The organism is Streptomyces hawaiiensis (assembly GCF_004803895.1).
GTDB lineage: Bacteria > Actinomycetota > Actinomycetes > Streptomycetales > Streptomycetaceae > Streptomyces > Streptomyces hawaiiensis.
The window spans coordinates 5,311,369-5,327,965 of record NZ_CP021978.1; the positions used below are offsets into that span (position 1 = coordinate 5,311,369).

At 73.1% G+C, this 16,597-nt stretch carries 9 protein-coding genes; 8 read left to right on the forward strand and 1 reads right to left on the reverse strand.

The annotated features are described in order from the left end of the window. Window positions 1-215 precede the first annotated feature (215 nt). Complete coding sequence (locus CEB94_RS24690; protein WP_175434269.1) at window positions 216-1,922, forward strand: glycerol-3-phosphate dehydrogenase/oxidase; 1,707 nt, start codon at window positions 216-218, stop codon at window positions 1,920-1,922. A 72-nt stretch (window positions 1,923-1,994) separates the two neighbouring features. Here the strand turns inward: CEB94_RS24690 and CEB94_RS24695 are convergent, their stop codons facing one another. Beyond that, window positions 1,995-3,038 carry a serine hydrolase domain-containing protein gene (locus tag CEB94_RS24695; protein ID WP_175434270.1) on the reverse strand — a complete coding sequence of 348 codons (1,044 nt, stop codon included), beginning with the start codon at window positions 3,036-3,038 and terminating at the stop codon, window positions 1,995-1,997. Between the two features lie 171 nt (window positions 3,039-3,209). On the opposite strand from CEB94_RS24695, the gene CEB94_RS24700 reads away from it, so the two are divergent. The 7 genes from CEB94_RS24700 to CEB94_RS24730 all read left to right on the forward strand — a co-directional run bounded on the left by CEB94_RS24700 (window position 3,210) and on the right by CEB94_RS24730 (window position 16,537). After that, a complete protein-coding gene (locus CEB94_RS24700; protein ID WP_175434271.1) occupies window positions 3,210-5,261 on the forward strand; it encodes a serine/threonine-protein kinase in 2,052 nt (683 codons plus the stop codon). Between the two features lie 153 nt (window positions 5,262-5,414). Beyond that, window positions 5,415-7,934, forward strand: coding sequence for a protein kinase (locus CEB94_RS24705; RefSeq protein ID WP_175434272.1), 2,520 nt, complete (start codon window positions 5,415-5,417; stop codon window positions 7,932-7,934). A 167-nt stretch (window positions 7,935-8,101) separates the two neighbouring features. Then, window positions 8,102-9,871, forward strand: coding sequence for a protein kinase domain-containing protein (locus CEB94_RS24710; protein ID WP_175434273.1), 1,770 nt, complete (start codon window positions 8,102-8,104; stop codon window positions 9,869-9,871). A gap of 93 nt (window positions 9,872-9,964) precedes the next feature. Then, window positions 9,965-11,131, forward strand: a complete 1,167-nt coding sequence (locus tag CEB94_RS24715; RefSeq protein ID WP_175434274.1) for a serine/threonine-protein kinase — start codon at window positions 9,965-9,967, stop codon at window positions 11,129-11,131. Between the two features lie 140 nt (window positions 11,132-11,271). Further along, window positions 11,272-12,927 carry a serine/threonine-protein kinase gene (locus CEB94_RS24720; protein ID WP_175434275.1) on the forward strand — a complete coding sequence of 552 codons (1,656 nt, stop codon included), beginning with the start codon at window positions 11,272-11,274 and terminating at the stop codon, window positions 12,925-12,927. 71 nt (window positions 12,928-12,998) lie between these two features. Further along, window positions 12,999-14,762 carry a serine/threonine-protein kinase gene (locus CEB94_RS24725; RefSeq protein ID WP_175434276.1) on the forward strand — a complete coding sequence of 588 codons (1,764 nt, stop codon included), beginning with the start codon at window positions 12,999-13,001 and terminating at the stop codon, window positions 14,760-14,762. Between the two features lie 137 nt (window positions 14,763-14,899). Further along, entirely contained in the window at window positions 14,900-16,537 is a 1,638-nt protein-coding gene (locus CEB94_RS24730; protein ID WP_175434277.1) for a succinic semialdehyde dehydrogenase, read from the forward strand. Window positions 16,538-16,597: the final 60 nt, after the last annotated feature.

Genomic DNA, 16,597 nt, shown 5'->3' on the forward strand with positions numbered 1-16,597 from the left:
AGGACGGGCGAGCGCAATGTCAGACTAGGAGTAAATATGACCGATATGCGGGATTGCCCGGCCGAGTTTCGGTGAGTGTTCCGTGAGCGTTGTCCACAGGCTGCGGGCCCGTGGTGGCTGAAGTCGGGCAACCCGGTCAGAATCTGGGCAGGGGGATACGGACGGGGCCGCACTCGACGGGTGCGGTCGGCGCGACCGATCAGCGGGAGGCAAGCGTGAGGACAGCGACACTCGGACCGGCGCAGCGCGCCGAGTCACTCGCATCCATGGCCGAGCGCGAGCTGGATGTGCTGGTCGTGGGTGCAGGCGTGGTCGGTGCGGGCACCGCGCTCGACGCCGTGACTCGGGGTTTGTCCACCGGTCTGGTCGAGGCGCGTGACTGGGCGTCCGGCACCTCCAGCCGGTCCAGCAAGCTCATCCACGGTGGCCTGCGCTATCTGGAGATGCTCGACTTCGCGCTCGTCCGCGAGGCCCTGAAGGAGCGCGGCCTGCTGCTGGAGCGGCTCGCCCCGCATCTGGTGAAGCCCGTGCCGTTCCTGTACCCGTTGCAGCACAAGGGCTGGGAGCGGCTGTACGCGGGTTCTGGCGTCGCGATGTACGACGCCATGTCCATGGCTCGCGGTCACGGCCGGGGCCTGCCGATGCACCGCCACCTGACGCGCTCTCACGCCCTGCGCGTGGCCCCCTGCCTGAAGAGGGACGCCCTGGTCGGGGCGTTGCAGTACTACGACGCCCAGATGGACGACGCCCGGTACGTGGCGACCCTGGTGCGCACGGCGGTGGCCTACGGCGCCAAGGCCGCCAACCGCGCGCGGGTGACGGGCTTCCTGCGCGAGGGCGAGCGGGTCGTCGGTGCGCGGGTGCAGGACGTCGAGGCGGGCGGCGAGTACGAGATCCGCGCCAAGCAGGTCGTCAACGCCACCGGCGTGTGGACGGACGACACCCAGGCGATGGTCGGGGAGCGCGGCCAGTTCCACGTCCGGGCGTCCAAGGGCATCCACCTGGTCGTGCCGCGCGACCGGATCCACTCCACGACCGGCCTGATCCTGCGCACGGAGAAGTCGGTGCTGTTCGTCATCCCCTGGGGCCGGCACTGGATCGTCGGCACCACCGACACCGACTGGGACCTCGACAAGGCCCACCCCGCCGCGTCCAGCGCGGACATCGACTACCTGCTGGAACATGTGAACTCGGTGCTCTCGGTGCCGCTCACGAGGGACGACGTCCAGGGCGTATACGCGGGGCTGCGGCCGCTGCTCGCGGGCGAGTCGGACGCCACCAGCAAGCTGTCGCGCGAGCACACCGTGGCGCATCCGGTGCCCGGGCTGGTCGTCGTGGCGGGTGGCAAGTACACGACGTACCGGGTCATGGCCAAGGACGCCGTGGACGCGGCGGTGCACGGGCTCGACATGCGCGTCGCCGAGTGCGTCACCGAGGACGTGCCGCTGCTGGGCGCCGAGGGCTACCGGGCGCTGTGGAACGCGCGGGCGCGGATCGCCGCCCGGACCGGACTCCACGTGGTGCGCGTCGAGCACCTGCTGAACCGCTACGGGACGATGACCGAGGAGCTTCTCGCGCTCATCGCCGAGGATCCGTCGCTGGGCGAGCCGCTGGCGGCGGCCGACGACTATCTGCGCGCCGAGATCGTGTACGCGGCCTCCCACGAGGGGGCGCGACACCTGGACGACGTGCTGACCCGCCGGACGCGCATCTCGATCGAGACCTTCGACCGGGGCGCCCGCAGCGCACGCGACGCCGCCGAGCTGATGGCGCCCGTGCTCGGCTGGGACAAGGACCAGATCGAGCGCGAGGTCGAGCACTACCAGAAGCGGGTGGAGGCCGAGCGGGAATCGCAGCGGCAGCCGGATGACCTGACGGCGGACGCGGCGCGGCTGGGGGCGCCGGACATCGTGCCGCTCTGATCGTGCCAGATCCTGCGGACGTCACCCGAACGAGTGTCGGGAAACGGGATCTCCGTTCGGAACCCGGTCGTTCTACGAGGTGCGGGGGCAGAACTCGGCGGCGAGCACCGCGGGTTCGAGACCGGGATCTGCGATCGCGTCCGTGTTCACGCGGAAGGTGAGGACACGCCGTCCGTCGACGGTGGCTGCGGTGCGCACGTAGCTGCCGGATATGTGCCCGTTGTGCCCCCACACCGTCGTGCCGCACGGAAGTTTCTCGGGGAGCAGTCCCATGCCGTACGCGCCGTGTGCGGCACGGGTGTCGAGCATCTCGCGCAGCCAGTGCGGGGGCAGCAGCCGGCCGCCGAGCAGGGCCTCGTAGAAGCGGTCCAGGTCGGCGAGCGTGGTCACCAACTCGCCCGCGGCTCCGGCCACCCGCGGGTCGAGTTCGGTGACGTCGGTTCCGTCGGCGGCGTAGGCGCGGCCGTGCGGAGAGGGCAGCGAGGAGCGGGATCCGGGGAAGGAGGTACCCGTCAGACGCAGGGGAGTGATGATGCGGCGCTCGGCCTCCGTGGCGTACGAGCGGCCGGTGACCTGCTGGATGACCATGCCGAGCAGGACGTAGTTGGTGTTCGAGTAGGAGAAGCGGCCGAGTGCGGCCGGGGGGTGGGTGAGAGCGATGCGTAGGGCCTGACGGGGTGTGACGGGTGCGGTCCCGTCGGTGTCCGCGGTGAAGTCGTGCAGGCCGCTGGTGTGGGTGAGCAGGGAGCGCAGGGTCAGCGTGCGGCCGTCGTTGCCTGCTCCTCGCACCAGGCCCGGCAGATGCTGCTCCACCGTGTCGGAGAGCGACAGCCGGTGCTCGGCGGCCAGTTGCAGCACGACCGTCGCGATGAACGTCTTCGTGATGCTGCCGGCGCGGAAATGGTCCGACCGGGCGATTCCCGAACCGGCGGCGGCGTAGCGGGTAGTGGCGCCCTCCCGGGCCAGCAGGGCCGCGGCCGGGGCTCGGCCCTGGGTCACCATCAGCCGCAGCAGTGCGTCGGTGGGCGGCATCGAGAGGGCGGAGGAGTCGGCCGGCGGCAGACCGAGGAGGGCGGCGGCCACCGGCAGGGCCAGCAATGTCCGAAACGGCGGCATGTGGGCTCCTCCCTGGTCAGGGGCCATCATGCAAGGCCGCGTGGGGCAGGCCGCACCCGGGTTCCGGGGGGCCGGGCACGCGGGCGCTCGCCAGGGGGCCCCTGGGCATCGGGCACTTGTCGGGTGAGAGACAATGGAGGCTCTGTCAGGGCGGGTTGCATGAGGGGACGCATGTCGGAGGCGGAGCGGGCGGGCACATCTCGTCAGGACACTCGTCAGGACAACAGGGAGCGTCTCCTCGCGGGGCGTTACCGGCTGGGCAAGGTACTCGGCCGCGGAGGCATGGGCACCGTGTGGCGGGCCCAGGACGAGACCCTCGGGCGGACGGTCGCCGTCAAGGAGCTGCGGTTCCCGACGAACATCGACGAGGAGGAGAAGCGGCGGCTGATCACGCGGACGCTGCGCGAGGCCAAGGCGATCGCGCGGATCCGCAACAACAGCGCCGTGACGGTCTTCGACGTCGTCCAGGAGGACGACCGGCCCTGGATCGTGATGGAGCTCGTCGAGGGCAAGTCGCTCGCCGAGGTCATCCGGGAGGACGGCCTCCTCGAGCCGAAGCGCGCCGCCGAGGTCGGGCTCGCCGTCCTCGACGTGCTGCGGTCGGCCCACCGCGAGGGCATCCTGCACCGCGACGTGAAGCCGTCGAACGTGCTGATCGCCGAGGACGGCCGGGTCGTGCTCACCGACTTCGGCATCGCCCAGGTCGAGGGCGACCCGTCCATCACCTCGACCGGCATGCTCGTCGGCGCGCCCTCCTACATCTCCCCGGAGCGGGCGCGCGGGCACAAGCCGGGCCCGGCGGCCGACCTGTGGTCGCTCGGCGGGCTGCTGTACGCGGCGGTGGAAGGCGCGCCGCCGTACGACAAGGGGTCGGCCATAGCGACCCTCACGGCCGTGATGACCGAGCCGCTGGAGGAGCCGAAGAACGCGGGCCCGCTGAAGGACGTCATCCACGGGCTGCTCACCAAGGACCCCGCGCAGCGGCTCGACGACGCCGGGGCCCGAGCGATGCTGAACTCGGTCCTGCACGCGCGCGAGACGGCCGAGCCCGAGCCCATGGACGCGACGAAGGTCGTGCCGCTGCCGGCGCAGCCGGACAGGTCCTCGGGCAAGAGCAGTTCGTCCGGGTCCGGGTCCGGGGGCAAGCGGGGCGAGGAGGCCGGGGAGCGGTTGCGCGGCGCGCTGCGTTCCGTGCGCAAGGCCGCTGCGGGATCGGCTGCCGGGGGATCGGCCGCCGCTGCCGAGTCCGGCGCGGGCAAGGGCTCTTCCGGGTCGGCGGGCACGGCCTCCGCCGAGTCGGACAGCGGCGCGGGCCGGGCCGGGGCCGCGGGCGCGTCCGGGGCACAGTCGGGCTCGGTGGCCGCCGGCGCCGGTGGGCGGAGCGGGTCGGAGGCCAAGACGGCGGCCGGGGGACGGAGTTCGGGTTGGCCCGTCATGCCGCCGCCGGACCTGCCGCCGAGGCCCGTGCCCCGGGCGCCGCTCACCGACGTGGTGCCGCGGCGGACCCTGGTGATCATCGCGGTGGTCGTGGTGCTCGCCGTGATCGGCACCGTGCTCGCCATCGTGCTCAGTGGTGACGGCAAGGATTCCGAGGGGGCCTCCGGAAAGGGCGGCGGGAAGACCGTCGCCACGGCGTCCGGCAGCGCCGACACCAAGGGCGACGATCCCGACGGCACCCGTACGGACGGCGGGGAGACTCAGCCCGCGCCGTCCGGCCCCGCCTCGAACAGCACGCCGAGCGGCCGGGCGAGCGGTTCCTCGGGCGAGGGCGGCTCCGGCGCCAAGGGCACCGCGGCGGAGTCGACTCACCAGGGAAACCAGGGGTACTCGATCGGTCTGCCGAAGGGGTGGAAGTACCAGTCCACGGGTGCGGCGGGCGACCGCTTCACCGGGCCCGACGGGCAGAAGCTGCTCATCGCCTGGACGTCCACGCCCAAGGGCGACCCGGTGGCGGACTGGAAGAGCCAGGAGCGCTACATGGTGCGCGCGCAGTACAAGAAGATCCGCATAGAGAAGGTGGACTACCGAGGCTGGAACACGGCCGACTGGGAGTTCACCTACACGGACGGCGGCACCAAGTACCGGACCATCGACCGGGGTTTCGTGGTCGACGACCGGCAGGGGTACGCGCTGATGTACACGGCGAAGGCGGCCGGCTGGGACGGCGATTCGCGCAAGGAGACGTGGCGGACGCTGACGAAGACCTTCGAACCCAAGTCCTGAGCATGAGGCGCCCCGGGTTTGGGGAGTGAGATCTGGCATCCCCGCAATGCGGGTTGTCTGCGGCACGTATCGTAAATGTTTGCGGACCGTGCGCAGCCGAAACGGACCGCGGGGCGAACGGATGTGACCGACCGGGCTGCCGGGGGAGGCAACGTGGACGACTACGCGGGCCGGGTACTCGCCGACCGCTACCGCCTGCCACTGCCGCCGTCCGACGAGTACGAACTCACCGAGACCCGGGCCTTCGACACCTACAGCGGACAGGAAGTGCTGGTCCGGCAGGTGCCGTTGCCGGAAGTGGTCGAGGCCGAGGTCCTCGACGCGGAGGGACTGCCCGACGGTTTCACGGCACGTGACGGTGGTGCGCGGCGGTCCGGCGTCCGCCCGGGCACCCGGCGGCCCGCGGACCCGGTGGTGCGACGCGCGGTGGAGGCGGCGCAGGCCGCTGCGGCCATTCCCGACCACCCCCGGCTCGACCAGGTCTTCGACGTGTTCGCCGAGGGCGGTTCCCTGTGGATCGTCAGTGAGCTGGTGGCCGCGCGCCCGCTGGCGGCGCTGCTCGCCGAGAAGCCGCTGACGCCGTACCGGGCCGCCGAGGTGGCCTCCGACGTCCTGATGGCCCTTCGGGTGCTGCATGCGCACGGCTGGGTGCACCGGAACATCACCGCGCGGACGGTGCTCGTCTGCGACGACGGCCGGGTGATGCTGACCGGGCTGGCGGTGGGCGCGGCGGAGGAGGCGTTGTGCGGGTACGACCCGGTTCCGGAACCGCTCTTCGAGGAGTCCGGGCAGGGGCAGGAGGTCGGCGGCGCCGGGCCGGTCAAGGGCGCAGGCGGTCCGGGGAGTTCCGGGACGGCCGGTGGTATCGGTGGCCCGGGTGACCCCGAGGCCGCGCGGCGCGCTGCCATAGAGGCCCGGGAGGCCAGGGGACTGCCCTCGGCAGGGGGCGAGACCGCGGGCGGCGGCCCGGTCGTGCCGGCGCGCGGGCCGGTGGAGGAGAGCGGGGACCCGCGGGCGGCGCGTGCCGGGGCGATCGCGGCCTACCGGGCCGGTGCCCGCGCTGCCGCGCGGGTGCAGGAAGCGCAGCAGGGCGGGCGGGCGGCCCTGCCCGGAGCCCGGCCCGCCCCGGACGGCGGGGCCGCGCCCTACGGCAACGGGTCGGCGCAGTCGCCGTACATCCCCGCGCAGGGCACCGCCCCCGGGACCGTACCGCCCGGGCGGGTCGCGGACCCTTACGGTGTGGGCGGCGGCCCACGGACGACGGCATGGCATGGTGCCGCGCCCCGCGGCACCAGCGGCGGGGCGCCTGCCCCGCACAACGAGGAACAGGCGGCGCTCCCACCGGCCCCGGACACCGCGGCCCACGGCGAGCCCACCCGCTGGGACGACCTGGTCGCCGAGACCCCCGCCCCCCGGCGCGGTCCGGCCACGGCGCTGGCGGCCGAGCGGGCGCGGCAGGCGCGGATGGCCGTGGTCGGGCCCGTGACCGAGCGCTGGGCGCCGGAGCAGGCCGGGCCCGTGCACGAGAACTGGCAGTTGGCCGCGCCGATCGGCCCCGCGACCGACTTGTGGGCGCTCGGCGCCCTGCTCTTCAGGGCCGTGCAGGGACACGCGCCCTACCCGGAGGAGTCGACGGCCGAGCTGGTGCAGATGGTGTGCGCGGAACCGCCCGCGTACGCCGAGGAGTGCGGGCCGCTGCGGCCGGTCGTGGAGTCGCTGCTGCGGCAGGACCCCACCGAACGCCTCGACTTCGAGGAAGTGCGCGGCTGGCTGCGCTCGCTGGTGCGCTCGGCACCCGAGCCGGAGGCCGGGGTGCACGTCGTCCCGGCGCCGCCCGTGGACGCCGGCCGGCTGCCCGTCGTACGGCGCCGGGGTGAGCTCGTGCGCCGGCGGAAGGCCGGGCTGCCCGCGCATCACGGACGGCACAAGCGGGCCAGGAAGGAGAGCGGTTCGCCGCACCGCCTCGGCCGCACCCTGCTCGTGCTGGTCCTGCTCGCGATGGCCGCGGCGATCGCCTACGCCATGCTCTTCATGCCCAAGTCGGGGACCGAGGGCGCGGGCGGCGCGGACCGCACCGGTGCCGCCGGTGAAAAGGCCGGCCAGGCACCCGAGCCGGACGCCAGCAGCGAGCCCCGGCCCGACCAGACGTCGCCCGAGCCGGAGAAGAGCCCCTCGTCGTCGGCCGGCACCACCGAGACGCAGACGACCGGCCCGGACGTCGCCGACGGTTTCACCCTGCGCAAGGACCCGGCGGGCTTCCGGGTCGCCGTCGCCAAGGGGTGGGACCGCACCCCGCGCAATGGCAGCGGCCAGGTCGTCTACTCCGAGGGCGACTTCGAACTCATCGTCGTGGCGGGCCGGGACAGCGCGTCGGAGTACGGCAGTGACCCGATGGTCTACCAGCGGGAGCGCGAGCGCGAGCTGCAGCCCTACCGCGACTCCAGCTGGGCCACCTCCACCGGGTTGAAGACGATCGAGGTGGGCGGACGGACCATGGCCGAGGGGCAGTTCACGTGGTCCGGCGGCGACGGGGGCGAGCTGTACGTCCGCAACCTCGCGATGCTGGTCGACGGGCGCTATCACGTGGTCCAGGTGCGCGGCCCGGAGTCCGAACGGGACGAGGTGACGCGGCTGTACGAGCAGGCGGCGGCGACCTACAAGGTGACGGGGTGAGCGGCCGGCGCGCCGCCTGTACGCCGCAGTTCACACTCTGGTCGCCTTCCGTCCCGGCAGACGACAACCGTCACAGTGCGGTCACCGTGGCACCCCGCTTGTTCCCCGGGTGAGGGCGTGTCCTTACGCTGACCCTGTCAAGACCATTGCGGGGCAACGTGAATCAGATGCAGGGCCTGCTCGTCGCGGGCCGCTACCGGCTGGCCGAATCCATCGGCAGTGGCGGCATGGGCCGAGTCTGGCGTGCACATGATGAGGTGCTGCACCGGTCGGTCGCCATCAAGGAGTTGACGGCCGCCCTCTATGTCTCCGAGAGCGAGCAGGCGATCCTGCTGGCGCGCACCCGGGCGGAGGCCAGGGCAGCCGCGCGAATCAACCACTCCGCGGTCGTCACGGTGCACGACGTACTGGAGCACGACGGCCGCCCGTGGATCGTCATGGAGCTGGTCGAGGGCCGCTCCCTGGCCGACGCGGTCAAGGAGGAGGGGCGCGTCGAGCCGCGCGAGGCCGCGCGCATCGGCCTCTGGGTGCTGCGGGCCCTGCGCGCCGCACACACCGCCGGGGTCCTGCACCGCGACATCAAGCCGGGCAACGTCCTCCTCGCCCGCGACGGACGCGTCCTGCTCACGGACTTCGGCATCGCCCAGATCGAGGGCGACACGACCATCACGCGCACCGGAGAGGTCGTCGGCTCGGTCGACTACCTGGCACCCGAGCGGGTCCGCGGCCACGACCCGGGCCCGTCCTCCGACCTGTGGGCGCTCGGCGCGACGCTCTACACGGCGGTGGAGGGCCGGTCGCCGTTCCGCCGCACCACACCGCTGACCACCATGCAGGCGGTGGTGGAGGAGGAGGCCGCCGAGTTCCGGCACGCCGGTCCGCTCGCGCCCGTCATCACCGCCCTGCTGCGCAAGGACCCCGGCACCCGGCCCGACGCGTCCGCGGCCGAGCAGATGCTCGCCGAAGCCGCGGAGGGGCGGCGGCCGAACGGGGCGCAGGCGTATGTGCCGACGCAGTACGGGGGGACGACGCCGTACCGGGACGCCCACAGCGGTACGGGCCCAGGGACGGCCACCGCGGGTACCTCCGGCACCGGCCCGGTGGGCACCGGCTCCGTGGGCACCGGCTCGGTCGGTACGGGTCCGGCCGGCACCGGCTCGGGGTCGCACACCGGGATGCCGCTCCCGCCGCTGGCCGGCGCCCCGGGCACCGGGACGTCCACGGCCGGTACTCCGCCCTACGGCCCCATCGGCCCGACCGTGCTCGGGCCGATGGCGACGGGTCCGCGGCCGGCCGGTTCGGGCAAGCGCCGCCGACTGCGCACGCTCGCTCTGGTCGTCGCGCTCGCGGCCATCATCGGCGGGGGCACGGCCGTGGTGCTCCAGCAGTGGAACGAGAGCCGGCAGTCGCAGGGCGGATCCGGCTCGCCGACGTCCGCGGGCACGGAGCGGCGCGGGGGATCGGTTCCGGCCAGCTGGACCCGCTACGACGACCCCGCGGGGTTCAGCCTCCACCTGCCCAAGGGCTGGAAGCGCAAGCCGTTCGGTCCGCAGGGCGAGCTCAAGCAGATCGACTACTCGCCGGACGGAGGACGGCACTTCGTCCGCATCGCCATCGACGAATCACCGGACTTCGCCGACCCCTACGCGCACCAGCGCGACCTGGAGCAGCAGATTCAGGGGCTGGTCGCCTACCAGCGGATCGCGCTGGAGCGCAACGTCTACCGCGACCGGGACGGCGCCCTGTGGGAGTACACCTGGACCGCCCAGGCCAAGGACACGAAGTTCCCCGGCCCGCGCCGCGCCATCGAGGAGACGTACGTCGCCCGCGACGGCACCGAGTACGCGCTCTACATGTCGGCCCCCGCCACGGACTGGGCGACGGCGCGCAAGCAGTTCACCGCGCTGCTGCAGGGCTGGCAGGAGAAGACCTCCTGAGGCGCGGGCACTTGTGACGAGGGGGCTGTCTGTTTCGGCCACCCGCACCTCGCCGCCCCGGAGCGGTCCCGTCCGTTGGGGCATGATGGCCGCATGGGGACCGAGGGGCACAACAGGCGTGTCGTCGCGGGCCGTTACCGGCTCGAGGAGAAACTCGGTCGCGGTGGCATGGCTGTGGTCTGGCGGGCGACCGACCAGCTGCTCGGCCGGAGCGTGGCCGTCAAGGAGCTCCCCTACGATGAGTCGCTCTCGGCGGCGGAGGCGCGCCGGCAGCGGGACCGTACGCTGCGCGAGGCCCGGGCCGTCGCCCAGCTGAGCCACCCGCACATCATCGTCGTCCACGATGTCGTCGAGGACGAACGCCCTTACATCGTCATGGAGTTGATCGAGGGCGGCTCGCTCGCCGACCGGCTCGCCCAGCGGGGCCCGGTCGACGCCACCGAAGCGGCCCGTATCGGCATCGCCCTGCTCGGCGCTCTGGGTGCCGCGCACGCCGCCGGGGTGCTGCACCGTGACCTCAAGCCGGACAACGTGCTGCTGGAGAACGGCACCGACCGGGTCGTCCTCACTGATTTCGGCATCGCCCAGGTCGCGGGCACCCCCACGCTCACCGAGAACGGCGCCTTCGTCGGATCGCCCGAGTACACCGCGCCTGAGCGGATGTCCGGGGTGAGGACCGGGCCCGAGTCCGACCTGTGGTCACTGGGCGCGCTGCTGTGCGCGGCCCTCAGCGGGGAGTCGCCGTTCCACCGTGACTCGCTGGGCGGCATCCTGCACGCGGTCGTCGTGGGCGACATCCAGCCGCCCGCGCAGGTCGGGCCGCTCCTGCCCGTCGTACGCGGTCTGCTGGAACGCGATCCGGACCGGCGGCTGGACGCGGACCGGGCGGAGCGGATGCTCCGGGCCTTCCGCGACACGGGCCGTACACCGATGTCGCCGCCGCCGGCGTACGCACCGACGGTGGGGGACGTGCCGCGCCGGCGGCCGCAGGATCTCCCCGGCCTGCGATCGCCTTTGCCGCCGGTGGACCTGCCCGGTCCGGATCGGCCCGAGGAGCCCTTTCTCCGGCAGCCCACGCGGCGTGTGCTCATCGCCGCGCTGCTGGTCGCCGCGATGGCGGGGGCGGGGATCTCCGCGGCGGCGCTGCTGAGGGAGGAGAGCACGGGGGACGGCGGCCCCATGCCCACGCGTTCCGCGACGCCGACGCCGACGCCGACGACCCGGCAGGCCTCCCCGAGCACATCCGCGCCCACCCCCTGACCCGCGACCGCCGGATCCCCGTACCCCCGCAACCCGTACATCTGCAAAGGGGAGAAAAGCCCCATTCCGAAGTCACGGGTCTGTGACCAGCTCTCGTCCTGTGTGGCTCCGCGAGCGGTTGGCGCGATATGGATGAGCCCATGAGCAACGACGGGGGAGCCCGATCCGAGGCCGACGAGCCCACGAGTTTTGTATTGCAACCGCCGAACCAACAAGCACCGGTACCGGGCAATCCCTACGCGGCGCCGGTCGCGTCACCCACCCATGTCGTGTCGGCCCAGTCGGCCCAGGCGCCCGAGGGCCCCGGTGCCGGGCGGCTCATAGCCGGGCGTTACCGGCTTCTGGCCAAGCTCGGGCACGGCGGCATGGGCACGGTGTGGCGGGCCAAGGACGAGACGGTGGACCGGGAGGTCGCCGTCAAGGAGCCTCGCGTCCCGGCGCATCTTACCGAACGCGAACGCGTTAACTCCTTCGAGCGGATGCGTCGCGAGGCCCGTGCGGCGGCCCGGCTCGACCACCCGTCGGTGGTCGACGTGCACGACGTCGCGGTCGTGGAGGACCAGCCCTGGATCGTGATGGAGCTGGTGCGGGGCCGCTCGCTGGGCGACGCGCTCCAGGAGGGCACCCTGTCCGCGCGCGAGGCCGCCCGGATCGGCCTGGAGGTGCTCGGCGCGCTGGAGGCCGCGCACGCGGCGGGCATCCTGCACCGGGATGTGAAACCGGACAACGTGCTGCTCGGCCGGTACGACCGGGTCGTCCTCACCGACTTCGGCATCGCCCAGATCGAGGGCGAGACCAACCTGACCGACACCGGCGGCTTCGTCGGCTCGCCCGAGTACATCGCGCCCGAGCGTGTGCTGGGGCAGCGCCCGGGCCCGGCCAGCGACCTGTGGTCCCTCGGCGTGGTGCTGTACGCGGCGACGGAGGGCGTCTCGCCGTTCCGCCGCAGCAACACCCCCGCCACGCTCCAGTCCGTCCTCAACGCCACGCCCGCGCCGCCCGCCTCCGCCCAGGGCCCGCTCGCCGAGGCCGTCAACGGCCTGCTGGACAAGGACCCGGCCCGCCGCCCGAATGCCGCGCGGGTGCGGGCCCTGCTGGAAGCGGCCGCTAACCCGCCCGCCACCCGGCCCACGCAGGTCGTCCAGGCCACGGGCCGGGGCGGTGGCGGCCGGGGCGTCCGGCTCGGCCGCAAGACCTGGATCGGACTGGGCGCCGCGATCGTCGCGGCGGCGGTGACGGCGTACCTGGTGATCGCGAACCCGTTCGCAGGGCCGCTGCCCGAGGGCTGGAAGATCAAGCAGGAGAAGGATCTCGCCGCGTCGCTCGCCGTCCCCGCCGAGTACCGGCGGACCGTGCCCGACCGGGAGTCCGACCAGGGCCACTGGGTCAGGTACACCGACTGGAGCGGCAGCATCTGGATCGGCCTGGCCCTGGAGAAGAAGGCCGAGGACACCGGCGGCCAAATCGCGGGCTCCGCGGCCGCCGAGATGTACGACGACGACACCCGGTTCAAGGAGAGCGGCAGCTACGAGCTGGACATGGACGAGGGGCCGAAGAAGACGGACCCCAGCACGACCACGTACAGAGACAAGAAGGCCGCCCGGAACACCGTCCCCTTCAAGACCGACGACAGCGAGAACCCGCTCCCCCGGGAGGTTCAGATCTTCTACTACCGGACCCCCGGCGGCGACATGTACAAACTCACCGTCAGCTACCCCGGCGCGGGCGACTTCACGGCCCGTGGACGCGAGGTGGCGAGCGCGGCGATCGCGAACCTGGACATCGACAAGACCTGATCCCGCTGGTCCAACTCCCCCGGAAAAGATCCGCGTCGACAAGGGCCCGCCTCGCGGGGTACTGATGGGGAATGAGCAACGACGGGGGCGGGACGGACGACGCCCGGGGCCGGCTGGTCGGTGGGCGTTACCGGCTGATCGAGCGCATCGGCTCGGGTGGGACGGGCACCGTCTGGCGGGCCCGCGACGAGCTCGCGCAGCGTGAGGTCGCCGTCAGACAGCCCCGGTTGCCGGGCGACCCGGACGACGAGAGTTACCGGCGGGCCGCCCACCGGCTCCACCGGGAGGCCCGGGCCGCCGCCCGCGTCGATCACCCTGCCGCCGTCGCCATCCACGACGTTGTGGTGGAGGCGGAGCAGCGGGACGAACGCCCGGGCCCCATAGGCCCCGACGAGCTCGACGCGGCCGAGGCGCTGGACGGACTCCCGTGGATCGTCATGGAGTTGGTGCCCGGCGAGTCCTTGCACGAAAGGCTCCGGCGCGGCCGGGTCGACGTGCCCGAAGCCGCCCGGATCGGCCTCGCCGTGCTCGGTGCCCTGCGCGCCGCGCACTCCGTCGGCATCGTGCACCGGGACGTGAAACCGGCCCATGTGCTGCTCGGCCCGCACCGGCGCGTCGTCGTCACCGACTTCGGCATCGCCCATGTGCAGGGCGAGGACCTGCCCACCGCGAGCGGGGAATCCACCGCCGGCTCGCCGGAGTTCGTCGCCCCCGAGCGGATGTCCGGCCGCATCGCCGGGCCCGCCTCCGACCTGTGGTCCCTGGGCGCCCTGCTGTACGCGGCCGTTGAGGGCTCGTCCCCGTTCCTGCGGACCACGCCGGAGGCCACGCTCGCCGCGATCCTCGCCGCCGAGCCGCCCGAACCGACCCGGGCCGGCCCCCTCGGGCCGCTGATCGCACGGCTGCTGGCACCGGACCCCGGACAGCGGCCGGACGCGGAGGAGGTCGCGAAGGAGCTGGAGGCGGTGGCGGGACCCACACCGACCGAGGCCCCCCGCAAGCCCGACGACCAGACCCCGCCACAGCCCGCCCCGGTGTCCGCCGCCGAGTCCGCTTCCGTGCCTGCCGCACAGTCCGGCCCGGTGACCGGCGCCGCGTCCGGTTCCGTGCTCGCCGGGCCCGACCCCGTGCTCGTGGCGCCCGACCCCGTGCTCGCCGCGCGGTCCGGCCCTGCGCCTGCCGCCGCGCCCCACCCCGGGCCCGCCGCGCAGCCCGGCCCTGGGAGCGGCGCCCTGCAGCAAGACCCCACACCACCCAAACGCCAAAGCCTGCTCCGCCCCGGCCCTCTCGCCCTCCTCTCCGCGCTGCTCGCCGGGGGCATAGGGGCCGTCACCCAGTTCGCCGACACCAGCAGCGCGGAGAGCGCCGGGCCGGCTGCCGACGCGACCGACGACTGGAGCCCGCATCCCGAGCCGGAGATGGCGGCCGTTCTCCACCTGCCGCGCCACTACCGCCCATTGGGCCGGACCGGCAGCGCGACCGCCCAGCCCCGCACGGCGCTCTACGGCGACGAGCGGACCGGCACGATCCAGGTCCGTCTCCTCTCCTGGGACAGGGCCCCGGCCTCCCCGATGGACCAGGCCGGCAAGGCGCCGGGCGCCGGGGGAGACACCCGGTACACCCGCACCGGCTTCCAGGGCCACGAAGCCGCCCTCGCCGACACCACGTACCGCCGGGGCGAGACCCCCAGGCGGCTCATGCGGCTGGTCATCCGCACCGACGACGACCGCATGTACGAACTGCGCGTCGACATGCCCAAGGGCACACCGGAGGAGGAAGAGGGCACCTCGGTGTTCGAGGGAGCCCGGGACCGGCTGGGGATCGTAAAAGGCTGAATCACCCCCACGGGCCACCGCACAACGTCCTGATCAGCGCGTTTGTTGCCAGCGGTCACTGGCGTCGTGTGTGCACTCGGTGAAGCCGTATTACCGACGGGTACCCAAAGGCTCCGCCGCGGCATACCCTGCGCCTCATGACGGACGCGCAGGCCGCCGAGAAGACGGCAGAGACCGGCACGGCACAGACCGGCACGAACCCCCTCGCCCCCGCCCCGGAGGGCGCCCGCACCGCCGCGGACGTGGTCACGCCCGAGCTGGTCGCCCAGCTCACCAAGGGCGTGGCCGGCTCGGGCAGGACCGCCAACCACACGCCGTTCACCGGCGAGAAGCTGGCCGACCTCCCCGAGTCGACGCCCGAGGACGTCGCGAGGGCCTTCGAACTGGCCCGCGCCGCCCAGGCCGTGTGGGCGCAGACGCCGGTACGGCAGCGCGCCGCCGTCCTGCTCCGCTTCCACGACCTGGTGCTGGAGCGCCAGGCCGAGGTGCTCGACCTCATCCAGCTGGAGACGGGCAAGGCCCGCCTGCACGCCCATGAAGAGGTCCAGGCCGTCGCGGTCGCCGCCCGGCACTACGGCCGCAAGGCCCCCGCCTACCTCCGGCCCAAGCGGCACGCAGGCGCCATGCCGACCCTCACGAAGGTCACCGAACTGCGCCACCCGCGCGGTGTCGTCGGCCAGATCGCCCCTTGGAACTACCCCCTGGAGCTGTCGGTCGGTGACGCGCTCCCGGCATTCGTCGCGGGCAACGCGGTCGTCATGAAGCCGGACACCGAGACCTGCCTGACCGCCCTGTGGGCCCGTGACCTGCTCATCGAGGCCGGGCTGCCCGCCGATGTCTTCCAGGTCGTCCTCGGCGACGGCCCGGTCGTCGGCCCCGAGGTCGTCCGGCACGCCGACTACGTCTCCTTCACCGGCTCCACCCGCACCGGCCGCGAGGTCGCCCAGGGCGCCGCCGCGCGGCTGGTCGGCGTCTCCCTCGAACTCGGCGGCAAGAACGCCATGCTGGTGCTGGAGGACGCCGACATAGAAAAGGCCGCGGCTGGAGCGGTCCGCGCCTGCTTCTCCTCCGCGGGCCAGCTCTGCATCTCCATCGAGCGGCTCTACGTCCACGAGTCCATCGCGGACGCCTTCCTGGAGCGCTTCGCCGCCCGCACGAAGGCCATGCGCCTCGGCACGTCCCTGGCGTACGGCGCCGACATGGGCTCCCTGGTCGGGGAACGCCAGCTCGAAACGGTCACGCGGCACGTCGAGGAGGCCGTCGCCAAGGGCGCGAAGGTCGTCGCGGGCGGTGTGGCGCGCCCGGACGTCGGCCCGTACTTCTTCGAGCCCACGATCCTCGACGGGGTCGCCACGGACATGTCCGTCTGCGGGGAGGAGACCTTCGGCCCGGTCGTGTCGGTCTACCGCTTCACCGACGAGGACGAGGTCATCGAGCGCGCCAACGCCACGGCGTACGGCCTCAACTCCTCGGTCTGGACGAGGAACGGCCGCCGCGGCCAGGAGGTCGCCGCCCGGCTGCGCACCGGCACGGTCAACATCAACGAGGGTTACGCCCCCGCCTACGGCAGCGTCCAGTCGCCCATGGGCGGCATGAAGGACTCGGGCCTGGGCCGCCGTCACGGCTCCGAGGGCATCCTCAAGTACACCGAGGCCCAGACGGTAGCCCACCAGCGGGTGCTCCCGATGGCCCCCTCACTGGGCATGGACGACGAGAAGTACGCCGAGTTCATGAGCCGCAGTCTCCGCCTGATGAAGGCATTCCGGTTCCGGTGATGCCCTAGAGGGGCGCGGGGAACTGCGCGATCAACCACTGACGGCCCGCACGCGACACTC

Coding starts and splice junctions, on each gene's coding strand:
- CEB94_RS24695 (WP_175434270.1), bottom strand. CDS start 3,038: ATGCCGCCGTTTCGGACATTGCTGGCCCTGCCGGTGGCCGCCGCCCTC.
- CEB94_RS24700 (WP_175434271.1), top strand. CDS start 3,210: ATGTCGGAGGCGGAGCGGGCGGGCACATCTCGTCAGGACACTCGTCAG.
- CEB94_RS24710 (WP_175434273.1), top strand. CDS start 8,102: ATGCAGGGCCTGCTCGTCGCGGGCCGCTACCGGCTGGCCGAATCCATC.
- CEB94_RS24715 (WP_175434274.1), top strand. CDS start 9,965: ATGGGGACCGAGGGGCACAACAGGCGTGTCGTCGCGGGCCGTTACCGG.
- CEB94_RS24720 (WP_175434275.1), top strand. CDS start 11,272: ATGAGCAACGACGGGGGAGCCCGATCCGAGGCCGACGAGCCCACGAGT.
- CEB94_RS24725 (WP_175434276.1), top strand. CDS start 12,999: ATGAGCAACGACGGGGGCGGGACGGACGACGCCCGGGGCCGGCTGGTC.
- CEB94_RS24730 (WP_175434277.1), top strand. CDS start 14,900: ATGACGGACGCGCAGGCCGCCGAGAAGACGGCAGAGACCGGCACGGCA.